The sequence below is a fragment of the Nonomuraea sp. NPDC049714 genome, from assembly GCF_044465295.1.
Lineage (GTDB): Bacteria > Actinomycetota > Actinomycetes > Streptosporangiales > Streptosporangiaceae > Nonomuraea.
Genome location: NZ_JBITLM010000002.1, coordinates 187,750 through 201,452, shown reverse-complemented (window position 1 = coordinate 201,452; position 13,703 = coordinate 187,750). Strand labels below are relative to the sequence as shown.

Here is a 13,703-nt window from a genome sequence, read left to right as displayed (position 1 = left end):
CGGGGCCGGTGACGTGCGGCGAACGGGGCTGGGCGCTCAGCGGTGGTCGAAGGTGAGGCGGGCCACCCGCCCCTGCTCGCCGGAGGCCCAGCACGACAGGTCCCGCGTGCACGACACCGTGTCGAACGAGCCGGTGTCGAAGGTTCGCCACGTCCGCCCGCCCGTGTGCGTGACGTCGCTGCCCGCCGGCCCCACGGCGATGGCCGCGAACGGCGCGTAGGGCAGCCAGGTCACCCCGGACCTGTAGGCCGGAGGCGGCGTGGCCGAGGTCCTCCAGGTGGCGCCGCCGTCCCCGGACAGGGCCGCCGCGCTGGGCGATGCCTGGTCGGGCCGGTAGTCGCCGCCCACCGCGACACCGTGCCGCGCGTCCCGGAAGGCCACCGCGAAGACCCCGCGCGCCGGGTCGCCGGCCGGGATCGGCGTGTCCGCCACCGTCCAGGTGCGTCCCCGGTCACCCGAGTGGAACACCCGTGAGCGCCCGGCCCCGCCACTGGCCAGCCAGACGTCCCGCCCGCCGGAGGTGACCAGGCACTGCCCGCTCGCCGCGAACCCGGCCTCTCCGGGCAACGCCTCGGGCATGCCGTCGGCGGGCAGCACCCGCCAGCTCCGCCCGCCGTCCTCGGTGGCGAGAATCCTGAACCTGCCGTCCACCGGGTCGCTCATCGCCAGCCCGTGCCGCCGGTCGAAGAACGCCATGCAGTCGTAGAAGGCCCTCGGCTCGTCGTTGGTGAAGGTCTCGTTCCAGGTACGGCCGCCGTCCTCGGTCCGGTAGACACGCGAGTCGGCGCCCTCGCCGATGGACAGCACCACGGCCCGGCGCGAGTCGAACGCCTCCACGTCACGGAACTGCAGGGCGGCGGCACCAGGCGGGGACACGTCGCGCCAGGTCCGGCCGCCGTCCACGGTACGCAGCACGGTGCCCTCCGACCCCGAGGCCCACACCACGTCACGACTGACCGGCGACAGCCCACGCAGCCGCGCGGTCACCCCGGTCTCCGTCAGCTCCCACCCCAGAGCCGGCGTGGTGACGGCCTGAGCTGTCAACGGGGTGGCGGCCACCAGACAGGCCACTGACAGCACGCTCAACGCGAACCGAAGTCTCATGTCAGGCAAACTAACCCAAAGGATCACCACCGTCCACGCCTTGGATCTTGCGCTGGTGATCCTGTGGCGGGATCCGGGTCCAGGCCGGTAGTGGTTCGCAGGCTTCGAGCCAGGCGGTGGGAGGGGTGAGCCGGGCGCCGAGGATGCCGCAGACGATCGCGCAGGTGGTGTCCACGTCGCCTCCGGCGCAGGCCGTGGCCCAGAAGGCCCGCTCGAAGTCGTCCAGGTGGCGGGCGGCGGCCCACAGGGCGAACGGAACGGTGTCGTGCGCGGTGACGTTGCGGCCGTTGCCCAGCATGCGGGCGGCCGGCAGTGGATCGCTGATCGTCAGGAGCCGGCGAGCCTCGGCGATCCCGTCGCGGACGAGGCCCGGGGGAGTGAGGTCCATGACCGCGTCCAGGAAGCCGCCGCGCGAAAGGGCGGCCTCCGAGGCGGCCAGGGAGGCGGCGACGGCCACGGCGACCGCTCCGGCGACCGCCTCCGGGTGGGTGTGGGTGACCAGCGCGGACCGCTCCGCCTGCCGTACGGTCTCCGCCAGGTCCCCGGCGAACCAGGCGCCGAGCGGCGCGACCCGCATGGCGGCACCGTTGCCCCAGGAGCCCTTGCCGTCGAAGACCTCGGCCGCGAGTGCGCGCCAGTCGCCGCCCTCCCGCACCAGTCGCAGCATCCGGCCGGTGGAGGGCCCGTAGCCGCGGTCGAAGTCATGGTGCCCGGCGAAGGCGGCGGCGAGACGGTCCTGGTCGATCGTGCCGTGGTCGGCCAGGACGCGGTAGACGGAGCAGGCCATCTCGGTGTCGTCGGTCCACTGCCAGGGCGCGGGCGGCAGGGTGCGGGCGTCGAGATGCGGGCGGTTGGCCGGGACGAAGAACTGGGAGCCGAGAGCGTCACCGACGGCCAGGCCGTACAGCGAGCGTACTGCGGGATCGGAAGGCATCGGCGCCCATTATGCACCTCGATGATCTCTTGGTGCTCGCCCTCGCTACCGCCGCCCGCCGAACGCCCAGTCGTGGACCTCGATGCCGGCGTACCGGTCCGGGGTCAGGACGGCGCGTGCCGCATCAGGGTCCGGCGCTCGGACCAGCAGCGCCGTACCGAGCCAGGTGGTGCCGTCGTCGGACAGCAGCGGCCCGTACGCGATCAGTTCGTTCTGGCCGGGCGGCGGGACAAGGTCGGCGGGCTGCCCGGAGCCGAGGCCAGCACCAGATAGCGGTTGCCGTCCTCCCGGCCGCCGGGGAAGTCCCACATGGTGCGCCCCAGCACGTTGCGCCATCGGCGCAGCATCACGTCCCGGTACACGCCGGCCTGATAGGTGGGCTCGTCAAAGGCGAACGCGCGCGCGGCGGCGGGTCGCGCAGCGCCATGGAATCAGGACGATCGCGGTGGTAACAGAAAAACTCCATGCTGACGACTTCTACCATGGAGCGCGGCGACTGATCTTCGAGTCGCCTACGAAGCTCTTCGATCTGGTGGACGATACTGGGATTGAACCAGTGACCTCTTCCGTGTCAGGGAAGCGCTCTCCCGCTGAGCTAATCGTCCTTGGAGGTGGAGACGGGATTTGAACCCGTGTGGACGGCTTTGCAGGCCGCTGCCTCGCCTCTCGGCCACTCCACCAAGTGACTTACTTAGAGCGGAAGACGGGATTCGAACCCGCGACCCTCACCTTGGCAAGGTGATGCTCTACCACTGAGCCACTTCCGCGTTGCCCACTAACTCTAGCGGGTTTTGCGACCGGATGCTCACTTGAGGCGGCGGGCGACGCTTCGCTCGGTGGCGGGCAGGCTGAGGAAGATCTCCAGGATGCGGGTGAGCCGGTGCACCTCGATGCGGTGGAAGGCGGGACCTTCGGTGCGGGCCAGCAGGAGGGTGAGGGCGAGCGGCGGCAGCGGGGCGTGGATGACGTGCAGGCCGCCTTCGAGCGTGCGGGCCGTCGGCCGGGGCGGGACCGGCTCCGGCAGCGCCACCTGCTCCGGGGCCCGCCAGCTCGCGTAGACGACGCCGCGCTCGGCCGCCGTGGCCGCCCAGTCGGCGCTGAACAGCACCGGCAGCGAGTCGACGAGCGTGTTCAGCGCCCGGTCGCCCGCGGTGGTGATGTATTTGAGTATCTCCAGCTCGGGGTAGGTGCCGGGGGCCTCGCGGGTGCTCCAGACGCCTTCGACCGTTACCTCGGGCACGCTCTCCAGGCCGTCGCGCAGCGCCTGCTTGGAGACCTCGTCAGGGCAGTGGACCGTCAGGTCGTCCATCGCCCGGCCGGCGCCTCGTTCGAGGACCGTGACCTGGGTGATGTCGGTGCCCGCGGCGCCCAGAACCCTGGTGACCTGGGCGAGAGAGCCGGGTTTGTCGGGCAGCGTGATGCGCACGCGAAGAAGCATCCATCCCTCCCCGAGCGAGATGCCGGTTCACACACTATCCGGCGAATACCGCTCGCGGCTCGACCTGCGCTACAACTGACGGGGTGAAGATTGGGCCGATCGAGGTGTGGCCGCCCGTGGTGCTGGCGCCCATGGCGGGCATCACGAACGCGCCGTTCAGGGCGCTCTGCCGGGAGCAGGGCGCGGGGCTGTTCGTGTGCGAGATGATCACGACGCGGGCGCTGGTGGAGCGTAATCCGAGGACGCTGCGGATGGTCAGGTTCGCGGAGTCGGAGTCGCCCAGGAGCATTCAGCTGTACGGAGTGGATCCGGACACGGTGGGACTGGCGGTCAAGATGATCGTCGAGGAGGACCTGGCCGACCACATCGACCTCAACTTCGGCTGCCCGGTCCCCAAGGTGACCAAGCGGGGCGGCGGCTCGGCGTTGCCGTACAAGCGCAATCTGCTGCGGCGGATCCTGCGCGCGGCCGTCGCGAACGCGGGACCCCTGCCCGTGACGATGAAGATGCGCAAGGGCATCGACGAGGACCACCTCACCTACCTCGACGCGGGCCGCATCGCGGTCGAGGAGGGGATCGCGGCGATCGCCCTGCACGCCCGTACGGCGCGGCAGCACTACGGCGGGGTGGCCGACTGGGACGCGATCGCGCGGCTCAAGGAGGCGGTGCGGGACATCCCGGTGCTGGGCAACGGCGACATCTGGAGCGCCGACGACGCCCTGCGCATGGTGGCCGCCACGGGCTGCGACGGCGTCGTGGTGGGCCGGGGCTGCCTGGGCCGGCCGTGGCTGTTCAAGGACCTGGCCAACGCGTTCGACGGCAGCCCCGAGCGTGCCCGGCCGACGCTCGGCGAGGTGGCCGCGATGATGGCCAGGCACGCCGAAGGGCTCACCGACTGCTTCGACCTCGAGCGCTACGCGGTGACGGACTTCCGCAAGCACGTCGGGTGGTATCTCAAGGGGTTCACGGTCGGCTCCGAGCTGCGCCGCGCGCTGGGCACCGCCGACTCGCTCGACGGGCTGCGGGAGAGCCTGGCCCGGCTGGAGCACGACCAGCCGTGGCCGCCCCACACCGACACCCCGCGCGGCAAGTCCGGCGAGCGTGACAAGGTGCACCTGCCGGACGGCTGGCTGGACGACCAGTGGGACTGCGACGTCCCGCAGGACGCCGAGTCGGACCTCTCCGGCGGCTAGTGCGGGCCGGTGGCCTCCACGCCGCAGGGGCCGCCTCCGGTGGCGACCTCCAGGCGGACCGGGTCGCCGGACATGGTGAGCGTGCGGTAGTAGTCGGAGATGCGTTCGGCCGAGCGGCCGACGTAGTGGCAGATGAAGCTGCGCCGGAAGCGGTCGGCCGTGGTGTTCGGCTCCGAGCCGTGGACCAGGCTGCCGTTGAAGAAGAGCACGTCGCCCGGCTCCATGTCGACCGGCACCCGCTCCAGGCCGGGCGGAGGCGGGACGAAGTCCCTGGTGAAGGAGACGCCCGGATCAGCTTCCTCCGGGCAGAACAGGTCCATCCGGTGCGTGCCGGGCACCACCTCCAGGCCGCCGTTCGCCCGGTCCACCCGGTCCAGCGCCACCCACGCCGCCACACAGGTGCCCGGCTCGACCCGCAGGTAGAAGTTGTCCTGGTGCAGCGCCTGCCCCCTGGCTCCCGGCGGCTTGAAGTAGAACATGCTCTGGGCTGCTAGCGGCTCCTCGCCGAGCAGCTCTTCGAGCACCGCGCAGAAGCGGGCGTCGAGCAGGTAGCGCAGGGCGAGATCGTTCACCTGGTGCGGGTGCATGATGCGCGGGTAGTCGCGCAGGATGTCGTACGGCATGCCGGGCTCTTGCGGCTTGGGGGCGAAATGGCCGGGGATCGGGCCGCCGGCGTGCAGCGCCATGAACTCCTCGCGCAGCCCGGCCACCTCGTCGGGGGACAGCATCCGGGGGACGAGCACGTAACCCTGGTCCTGGAAGTCGTTGAGTCTCATGGCGTTCACGCTAGGCGGCGGGCGCGTGCGAGGGTATGACGGTGACCGCTGAGGACATGTCCGTTCCTGCTGCCGAGCTGACCATCGTGGGCCACTACGACCAGCCTGCCGGCTACGCCACCCGCCGTGCGTCGGGGGCGCCGAGCTGGCTGCTCATGTGGACGCAGGCGGGGGGCGGGCACGTCGAGCAGTCGGGTGTGTCGTTCCTGGCGGGGGCCGGTGATCTCGTGGTGCTGGGGCCGGGGGCGGCGCACCACTACCGGGTCGCGCCGGGGGCCGGGCGGTGGCGGTTCTGGTGGGTGCACTTCCAGCCGCGCCCGTCGTGGCCGGGGTGGCTCGCTCCGCATGCCGCCGCTCCCGGCTGTCACCTGGTGGCGGGCGTCGCGCCGGCCCTGCACGACCGCATCGACCACGCCTTCGGACGGGCACTCCGCGACGCCCGCTGGCTGCCGCCCCCCGCCCTGGAGAACGGCCGGTCCGGGGCACTGGAGAGCGGCCCGGCCACAGTGCCGGGCGACGTGCTGGAAGACCTGCCGGGCGAGCCGCCGGTCACCGCCATCGCCGGGTCGGCGGCGGCGCGGGAGCTCGTGCTCGGGGCGGTGGAGGAGGTGCTGGTGCTGGCCACCGCGTCGGCCCGCCGCGGTGGGGAGGGCGGGGACGCCCGGATCCGCCGCGCGCTCGCCCTCATCGCCGCCGAGCCGGGCGCGCCGCACTCGGTCGACTCCCTGTCACGGACGGTGGCGCTGTCGCCGTCGCGCTTCGCGCACCTGTTCACCGCCGAGACCGGCCGCACCCCGATGCGCGCCGTGCGCGAGGCCCGGATGCGGTACGCGGCCACCCTCCTGGAGGCGACCGACCTCGACATCGGCCAGGTCGCCGCCGCGTCCGGCTTCGTCAGCCCGTTCCACTTCAGCCGCGCGTTCCGTCAGGAGTACGGTCTGCCGCCCCGCGACTACCGAGCCCGCCACGCCATCGGCTGACGTCATCCCGCCACGATTCATGTCATTCTCAACCATGGTCACGACTCTGCTGTTATCCGCTGCTCTCGCCGCCTCGGCCACCGTCGGTATCCCCAACGGGTTCATGCTGTACGAGAAGGCGGCGGCCAAGAAGGACGACAACCCGGAGCACAGCTGGCGGGTGAGCGCCAAGAAGAGCGCCAAGCTCGTCCTCAACCCCTGCGACAGCGCCAAGCTCGGCCAGTCCGGGCGCACGGCGGCCAAGACCCTCGTCTACACGGCCGTGCCCGACTATTCCAAGTCCGAGCAGGTCATCCTCTACGCCTCCCGCTCGGCGGCCAAGAAGGCGCTGACGGACCTGCACAGGGCCGCGCGGGCGTGCGGCACCTCCGGCTACCGCTACTCCGGCGGCGCCGTACGGCTCGGCGACGGGGCGCTGGCCGTCACCGGCCAGGCATACCAGGGCAAGAAGGTCGCCATCGGCGGTGAGCGCGGCCTCGTCACCCGCCGTGGCAACGCGCTGCTGATCTACACCGTGGGCGGCGAATGGAGCAAGCCGGCCAAGGCCGACTTCGCGCAGCAGACCAAGGACACCAGGCGGATGCTGGCGAAGATCTGCCGCATCGCCTCCTGCTGACCAGGCCCGTACGGCAAATGTCTCGATCTTGGGACACTGTCATGACGCTACGCCGAACTTTCCGGCGCGACACTTGAGGAACAAGCGTGTGCCGGGGCGCCCTTGCCAGTCCGTTCCGGCACACGCTGATCTTTTTCTCAGAGCCTGTTGAGCCCGACCACATGGACGACCGCTCGGCCCTCCTCGTCGGAGGCGGCCAGGTCGATCTGCGCGTCGATGCCCCAGTCGCCGTCGCCCGCCGGGTCCTTGACCGTCTGGCGGACCTTCCACAGGCCGCTCTCCTCCTCGATGCTCAACAGCGCGGGCCCCCGCGCGTCGGCGTCGGTGAGGATCTCCTCGTGCTCGTCGTAGTAGGCGTCCAGCGCCGCGCCCCAGTCGACGTCCGGCGCCAGCTCGGCCAGCTCCGCCTCCTTCTCCAGCGAGCAGAGCTCCACCAGCCGGAACATCGCGTTGCGCACCAGCACCCGGAACGCCCGCGCGTTGCCGGTGACCGGGCGGACCTTCGTCTCCAGCGCCTGGCGCTGCTCCAGCGCCTCGTCCGGGTTGGCCAGCTTCTCCCACTCGTCGATCAGGCTGGAGTCGACCTGGCGGACCAGCTCGCCGAGCCACTCGATCAGGTCGACCAGGTCCTCGGTCTTGAGATGCTCGGGAATGGTGCGCGACAGCGTGCGGTAGGCGTCGGCCAGGTAGCGCAGCACCGTGCCCTCGGACCTGGACAGCTCGTAGAACTGGATGTACTCCCCGAACGTCATCGCCCGCTCGTACATGTCGCGCACCACCGACTTGGGGCTGACCGTGTAGTCGCCCACCCACGGATGACCCTGCCGGTAGGTCTCGTACGCGCCGAGCAGCAGGCTCTCCAGCGGCATCGGGTACATGATCTCGGCGAGCGCCTCCATGCGCTCTTCGTACTCGATCCCGTCGGCCTTCATCTCCGCGACGGCCTCGCCCTTGGCCTTCTTGAGCTGCGCCGACAGGATCTGGCGCGGGTCGTCCAGGATGGATTCCACGATCGAGACCAGGTCCAGGGCGTAGCCGGGGGCGTCACGGTCGAGCAGGTCGAAGGCGGCCAGCGCGAACGTGGACAGCGCCTGGTTGAGCGCGAAGTCGTCCTGGAGGTCGATCGTCAGCCTGGCCCGCCGGCCCTGGTCGTCGGGCTCGGCGAGCTGCTCGACCACGCCGCCCGCCAGCAGCGACCGGTAGATGGCGATGGCCTGGCTGATGTGCCGCCGCTGCCACTTGCGGTCCTCGTGGTTGTCGGTCAGCAGGTGCTTCATCGCCTGGAAGCAGTCGCCCGGCCGGTTGATCACCGCCAGCAGCATGGCGTTGCTCACCTTGAACCGCGAGTTGAGCGGCTCGGGCTCGGCGCTCTGCAGCTTCTCGAAGGTCTCCTCGCTCCAGCCGACGAACCCCTCCGGCGGCTTCTTGCGGGCGTAGCCGCGCCGCCGCTTCGGGTCGTCGCCGATCTTGGCCAGGGCCTTGGCGTTCTCGACGTCGTGCTCGGGCGCCTGGCAGGCGACGTAACCGATGGTGTCGAACCCGGCGCGCCCGGCGCGGCCGGCGATCTGGTGGAACTCGCGGGCGCGCAGCCGCCGCACCTTGTTGCCGTCGTACTTCGACAGCGCCGTGAACAGCACGGTCCTGATCGGCACGTTGACGCCCACCCCGAGGGTGTCGGTGCCGCAGATGACCTTCAGCAGCCCGGCCTGCGCCAGCCGCTCCACCAGCCGCCGGTATTTGGGCAGCATCCCGGCGTGGTGCACGCCGATGCCGTGGCGCACCAGCCGCGACAGCGCCCGGCCGAAGCCGGTGGTGAACCGGAAATGGCCGATCATCGCGGAGATCGCCGCCTTCTCCGCCTTCGTCGCCATGTTGAGGCTCATCAGCGACTGCGCCCGCTCCATCGCCGCCGCCTGGGTGAAGTGCACCACGTAGACGGGGCCCTGGCCGGTGCTGAGCATCTCCTCCAGCGTCTCGTGCAGCGGGGTCATCCGGTAGGAGTAGACCAGCGGCACCGGACGCTCGGCGTGCTTGACCACCGCGGTCGGCCGCCCGGTGCGCCTGGTCAGGTCGCGCTCGAACATCGACACTTCGCCGAGCGTCGCCGACATCAGGATGAACTGCACATGGGGCAGCTCCAGCAGCGGCACCTGCCACGCCCAGCCGCGATCCGGCTCGGCGTAGAAGTGGAACTCGTCCATCACCACCTGGCCGATGTCGGCCGCCGCGCCGTCGCGCAGGGCCACGTTGGCGAGGATCTCCGCCGTGCAGCAGATGATCGGCGCGCCCGGGTTGACGCTGGCGTCGCCGGTCATCATGCCGACGTTCGCGGTGCCGAAGACCGCGCACAGGTCGAAGAACTTCTCCGACACCAGCGCCTTGATCGGAGCGCTGTAGAAGGTGCGGATGTCCCTGGTCAGCGCGGCGAAGTGGGCGCCCTGGGCGACGAGGCTCTTGCCCGAGCCGGTGGGCGTGGCCAGGATCAGGTTGCTGCCGGACACCACCTCGATCAGCGCCTCCTCCTGCGCTGGATAGAGGGTGAGCCCCCGTTCGGAGTTCCAGGACACGAACGCGTCGAAGATGGCGTCGGGATCGGCATCGATGTCTTCGGGCAGGCGGTCAATGAGAAGGCTCACACACCTATCCTGCCGAAGTTCACAGCATGGTCGGACCGGTCTTACCGTCCGGAGTCGAGTTGGAGCGGAACGGTGTCCAGCCACGCGCCGCTCACAGCTGGGCGCGCGGGCCCGTCACCAGCAGCCCGCCGAGGATCGCCAGGATCGCCACGACCGGCGTGAGCCCCGGCGCGAACCCGGCCACCGTCAGCGCCAGCAGGCCGCCCCCGACGAGCGCGGTCGCGGCCAGCGCGCTCGTCCAGGTGGCCTTCCCGTACGGCAACGTGGGCGGCTCCTCGAACCGGGCGAAGCCCTTCAGCAGCGGCCACATCGTCAGGCCGAGCAACGTCAGCCAGATCGGCCATCCGGCGAGCCAGAAGGCGCCGCCGGGTGCGGGCGTGTCCAGGCGCATCCCTACCACGACCACCCCGGTCACCACGAACAGGGCCGGCATGTGCCACAGGTACGCCGTCATCATCCGCGGCCCCGCCCAGGCCAGCGGGCGGCTGATGGGCAGGCGCAGGATCCACGGCCGCAGCAGCGCCGCCAGCCCGATCTGCCCGACGGAGACGGCCAGCATCGCCAGCGTGGGCGGCGCCATGTTGGACATCTCGGCCCCCGGCAGGCCGATCATGCTGTCCGGGTAGGGGCCGTACCCCACCAGCAGCGCGGCCGCCCCGAAACCGCCGGCCGCCATCAGCCACCGGGCGGGGGTACCCCGGTCGAGCCGCCCGTCGGCGTACAGGAAACCGAGCTGGTGGACCGCCAGCCAGACGAACACGATGTTCAGGTACCCGAGCGCGTCGAACCCGGTCGAGAAGCGCACCACGTCCGTCAGCGCCGCGCCGGCCGCCAGCGCGGCCGGCACCCTGAGCCCGTGCCTGGCGTGCAGACGCATCATGTACGGCGTGGCCGTGACGGCGATCAGATAGACGGCCAGGAACCACAGGAGCTGGCCGGTGAGCTTGGCGCCCACCTCCAGCGGCTGTGCCGGCACGCCGAACATGAGCAGCAGGTGCGGGAGCGGGATCCACACCGCCGCCAGCGGCAGCAGCGGCCACGCCAGCCGCCGCAGCCGGACGACGAGCCACTGCGGCCCGCCCTGCGTGGCGCGGCCGAAGCTGATCGCGTTGGCCGCGCCGCCCGCGAAGAACACCAGCGGCATCACCTGACTGAGCCAGGTGACCACCCACACGCCGGGAGTCGACAGCGCGTTCCCCGTGGTCAACCGGTCGCCGTCGAAGGAGAGCACCGGGATCGTCCAGTGCTGGAACACCACCGCCGCCATGCCGAGCACCCGCAGGACGTCGATGAAGGGATCCCGGACCCGAGCCGGCGCCGCGGTGCGCGGTGCTGCGGGTCGCTCCAGCAGGACGGCCATGGGGGCCTCGATTCGGTGGGGGAGTGGTGCACTCAAGGCTCCCGCCGGGACCGTCTCCGCACATTGACGAGAACCGCCGTCTTGCGGTCGCCTTCCCACCACCGGACCCGGTAGGGCTGTCCTTACCCCCGGAGGCGGGCGCACCGGGTCGAAAAGGGCCGCAGGGGGATTTAGCGTGTGTGGCATGCGCTCCCTGATGAGGCGTGTCCTGCTGGACACCCGCTACACGCTGGTGGGGTTCCCCACGACCGTGATCACCTTCGCGCTCATGCTCGTCGGCCTGGCCGCCGGGGTGGGCACCGCGGTCGTGTGGATCGGCGTGCCCGTGCTCGCCGGCACCCTCATGGTCGCGCGCGGATTCGCGGACGCGGAGCGTGGATGGCTGTCGGACGTGCTCAAACGCCCTCCGGTACGGCCCCGCTACAAGCCGGCCCCGGTGGGCGCGGGACGCTTCCGCAAGCTGATCAACCCGCTCACCAGCGGGCAGTCGTGGCTCGACCTGCTGCACGGCATCGTGAACTTCCCGATCGCGCTCGTCGCGTTCGTGCTCACCGTGGTCTCGTGGGCGATCCCCTTCGCCGGGCTGACCTATCCGATCTACGGCGTCATCACCTCCCGCATCCCCGGCAACGTGGAGTTGCCCGAGCTGCTGGGCATGGGCACCGGCTACCTGATCAACCTGATCTTCTACGTCAGCCTGGGGCTGTTCTTCCTGTTCCTCATGCCGTTCACGGTGCGCGGCGCCGCGCTGCTGCGGGCCGGGCTCGGCAGGGTGCTGCTGACCGGCGTCGCCGAGCTGCACACCCGCATCGACGACCTGGCCGAAGGGCGGGCCGCCGCCGTGTCGGCCGAGGCCAACGCGCTGCGCAAGCTGGAGCGCGACATCCACGACGGCCCCCAGCAGCGCCTGGTCTCGCTCGCCATGGAGCTGTCCAGGGCCCAGCGCCAGCTGAACAAGGACCCTGAGGCGGCGCAGGCCACCATCAGCTCCGCGATCACCGCCACCCGCGAGACGCTCGACGAGCTGCGCGCCCTGTCCCGCGGCATCGCCCCGCCCATCCTGTCCGACCGCGGCCTGGCCCCCGCGCTCGCCGCGCTCGCCGGGCGCTGCACGGTCCCGGTCGACCTGGAGGTGCAGACCAGCGAACGGTACGAGGCCGCGATCGAGAACGCCATCTACTTCGTCGTCGCCGAGACCCTGACGAACGTCGCCAAGCACAGTAAAGCCACGGTCTGCACCATCCAGCTCATCAGCACCGGTACCGCCCTCATGCTCACCATCGGGGATGATGGGGTCGGCGGCGCACACGTCGCCAAGGGACACGGTCTCGCCGGGCTGGCCGACCGGCTCCGCGCGGTCGACGGGGAGCTCATGGTGCGGTCGCCCGAAGGCGGGCCGACAGTGATCTTTGCGGAGGTTCCGTGCGTGTAGTCGTGGCCGATGACGCGGTGCTGATCAGGGAGGGCCTGGTCAGGCTGCTCGAAGAGTTCGGCTGCGAGGTGGTCGCGACCGTCGGGGACGGCGACGGCCTCGTCGAGGCGGTCGCCGAGCACCGGCCCGACGTGTCGGTGGTGGACGTGCGGATGCCGCCGTCCTTCACCGACGAGGGGCTGCGGGCCGCCGTCGAGGCGCGGCGCAGGGTCGCCGGCGCGCCCGTGCTGATCCTGTCGCAGTACGTCGAGGTGTCCTATGCCGACGACCTGCTCGCCGACGCCAGAGGCGCGGTGGGCTACCTGCTCAAGGACCGCGTCGTCGACGTGGACGAGTTCATGGAGGGGCTGAGACGGGTCGCCTCCGGTGGGACCGTGTTCGATCCACAGGTGGTGTCACAGCTGATGGTGCGCAGACGCAGGGACGATCCTCTCGCCCAGCTGACGCCTCGCGAGCGCGAGGTGCTCGGCCTGATGGCGGAGGGCAAGTCCAATCCCGCCATCGGCAGGCAGCTCGTGATCAGCGACGGAGCCGTCGAGAAACACATCAGGAGCATCTTCAGCAAGCTCGGCCTCTACGCCGACGACAGTGACCAGCATCGCCGGGTGCTCGCCGTACTCGCCTATCTGCGCTCGTAACGGCCCTGACCTTCCGGGTGGGCCGGGCTCGCGGATCCGTGCCGGCGACCGCCGGCCTACCCCGGTATACCGGAGTAGCTGGCGCGCCCGCGGTCGTACGGCCGGAGCCTGGTCCGCTCACAGGCGCAGGGTCCGCCTGTCAGCCCCTCCTCGGCCCGTTGTCCGGCCTGAAATCCCGGATGGGTCAACGGCCGGTCCGCGCGGCGCTGCGCTGCGCGCGGACCTGGCCGCCCGGCATCAACCGAGCGCTTCGACCAGCTTCTTGCGCTGCTGGGCGCCCAGGCCGCCGAGGCGGCGCTTCTCGTCGACGCCCGCCTCCTCCATCAGCGCGGTGGCCTTGGCCGGGCCGACGCCCTTGACGGCGCGCAGCGCCTGGGAGACCTTGATCTTCTTGGCGATGTCGTCATCGCGCTCCAGCAGCTGGGAGAAGCTCAGCTCGCCGGCCTTGACCTTGCCCAGCAGAGCCGTGCGGGCGGCGCGGGCCTCCGCGGCCTTCTCCAGCGCTGCCTTGCGCTGCTCTGGGGTGAGAGTGGGAAGTGCCATGTTCTGTCTCTCCTCGGGGAGTTAACGATCGGGGATTTCTGTTACCCGTAGTG

General features: G+C 70.9%; 13 protein-coding genes and 3 tRNA genes. 5 read left to right on the top strand and 11 right to left on the bottom strand.

All coding sequences use genetic code 11. The features are described from left to right. Positions 1–36: 36 nt before the first annotated feature. The 7 genes from ACIBQX_RS07835 to ACIBQX_RS07805 form a co-directional block, all read right to left on the bottom strand. Positions 37–1,104, bottom strand: coding sequence for a WD40/YVTN/BNR-like repeat-containing protein (locus tag ACIBQX_RS07835; protein WP_397001848.1), 1,068 nt, complete (start codon positions 1,102–1,104; stop codon positions 37–39). Positions 1,105–1,114: 10 nt separating this feature from the next. Then, a complete protein-coding gene (locus ACIBQX_RS07830) occupies positions 1,115–2,038 on the bottom strand; it encodes an ADP-ribosylglycohydrolase family protein (protein ID WP_397001846.1) in 924 nt (307 codons plus the stop codon). Positions 2,039–2,083: 45 nt separating this feature from the next. After that, positions 2,084–2,374: a hypothetical protein gene (locus ACIBQX_RS07825; protein ID WP_397001844.1), complete on the bottom strand. Its 291-nt coding sequence runs from the start codon at positions 2,372–2,374 to the stop codon at positions 2,084–2,086. 194 nt (positions 2,375–2,568) lie between these two features. Next, positions 2,569–2,643 (bottom strand) — tRNA-Val (locus tag ACIBQX_RS07820). A 1-nt stretch (position 2,644) separates the two neighbouring features. After that, positions 2,645–2,718, bottom strand: a tRNA-Cys gene (locus ACIBQX_RS07815). A 15-nt stretch (positions 2,719–2,733) separates the two neighbouring features. Beyond that, positions 2,734–2,805 (bottom strand) — tRNA-Gly (locus tag ACIBQX_RS07810). A 38-nt stretch (positions 2,806–2,843) separates the two neighbouring features. After that, positions 2,844–3,476: an ACT domain-containing protein gene (locus ACIBQX_RS07805; protein ID WP_397001842.1), complete on the bottom strand. Its 633-nt coding sequence runs from the start codon at positions 3,474–3,476 to the stop codon at positions 2,844–2,846. 83 nt (positions 3,477–3,559) lie between these two features. Between ACIBQX_RS07805 and dusB the strand changes: the two genes are divergently transcribed. After that, complete coding sequence (gene dusB / locus ACIBQX_RS07800; protein WP_397001840.1) at positions 3,560–4,669, top strand: tRNA dihydrouridine synthase DusB; 1,110 nt, start codon at positions 3,560–3,562, stop codon at positions 4,667–4,669. Here dusB and ACIBQX_RS07795 read toward each other — a convergent pair. Further along, positions 4,666–5,445 carry a phytanoyl-CoA dioxygenase family protein gene (locus ACIBQX_RS07795; protein ID WP_397001838.1) on the bottom strand — a complete coding sequence of 260 codons (780 nt, stop codon included), beginning with the start codon at positions 5,443–5,445 and terminating at the stop codon, positions 4,666–4,668. The two genes, dusB and ACIBQX_RS07795, sit on opposite strands and share 4 nt — an antisense overlap. A 56-nt stretch (positions 5,446–5,501) precedes the next feature. Here ACIBQX_RS07795 and ACIBQX_RS07790 point away from each other — a divergent pair, with 56 nt between their 5' ends. Then, positions 5,502–6,425, top strand: coding sequence for a helix-turn-helix domain-containing protein (locus tag ACIBQX_RS07790; protein WP_397001836.1), 924 nt, complete (start codon positions 5,502–5,504; stop codon positions 6,423–6,425). 34 nt (positions 6,426–6,459) lie between these two features. Then, a complete protein-coding gene (locus ACIBQX_RS07785; RefSeq protein ID WP_397001834.1) occupies positions 6,460–7,041 on the top strand; it encodes a hypothetical protein in 582 nt (193 codons plus the stop codon). Between the two features lie 137 nt (positions 7,042–7,178). On the opposite strand, the gene ACIBQX_RS07780 is transcribed toward ACIBQX_RS07785, so the two are convergent. Beyond that, positions 7,179–9,677 carry a DEAD/DEAH box helicase gene (locus ACIBQX_RS07780; protein WP_397001832.1) on the bottom strand — a complete coding sequence of 833 codons (2,499 nt, stop codon included), beginning with the start codon at positions 9,675–9,677 and terminating at the stop codon, positions 7,179–7,181. 91 nt (positions 9,678–9,768) lie between these two features. Continuing rightward, positions 9,769–11,037 carry an acyltransferase gene (locus ACIBQX_RS07775; protein ID WP_397001830.1) on the bottom strand — a complete coding sequence of 423 codons (1,269 nt, stop codon included), beginning with the start codon at positions 11,035–11,037 and terminating at the stop codon, positions 9,769–9,771. A 184-nt stretch (positions 11,038–11,221) separates the two neighbouring features. Between ACIBQX_RS07775 and ACIBQX_RS07770 the strand changes: the two genes are divergently transcribed. Further along, complete coding sequence (locus tag ACIBQX_RS07770) at positions 11,222–12,469, top strand: sensor histidine kinase (protein ID WP_397001828.1); 1,248 nt, start codon at positions 11,222–11,224, stop codon at positions 12,467–12,469. Next, the gene (locus ACIBQX_RS07765) at positions 12,460–13,107 is read left to right on the top strand and encodes a response regulator (protein WP_397001826.1); all 648 of its coding nucleotides are present in this window, start codon (positions 12,460–12,462) and stop codon (positions 13,105–13,107) included. Before ACIBQX_RS07770 ends, ACIBQX_RS07765 begins: the two co-directional genes overlap by 10 nt. Before the next feature lie 237 nt (positions 13,108–13,344). Here ACIBQX_RS07765 and mihF read toward each other — a convergent pair whose 3' ends face one another. Continuing rightward, complete coding sequence (mihF, locus tag ACIBQX_RS07760) at positions 13,345–13,650, bottom strand: integration host factor, actinobacterial type (protein WP_397001824.1); 306 nt, start codon at positions 13,648–13,650, stop codon at positions 13,345–13,347. Between the last annotated feature and the right edge of the window lie 53 nt (positions 13,651–13,703).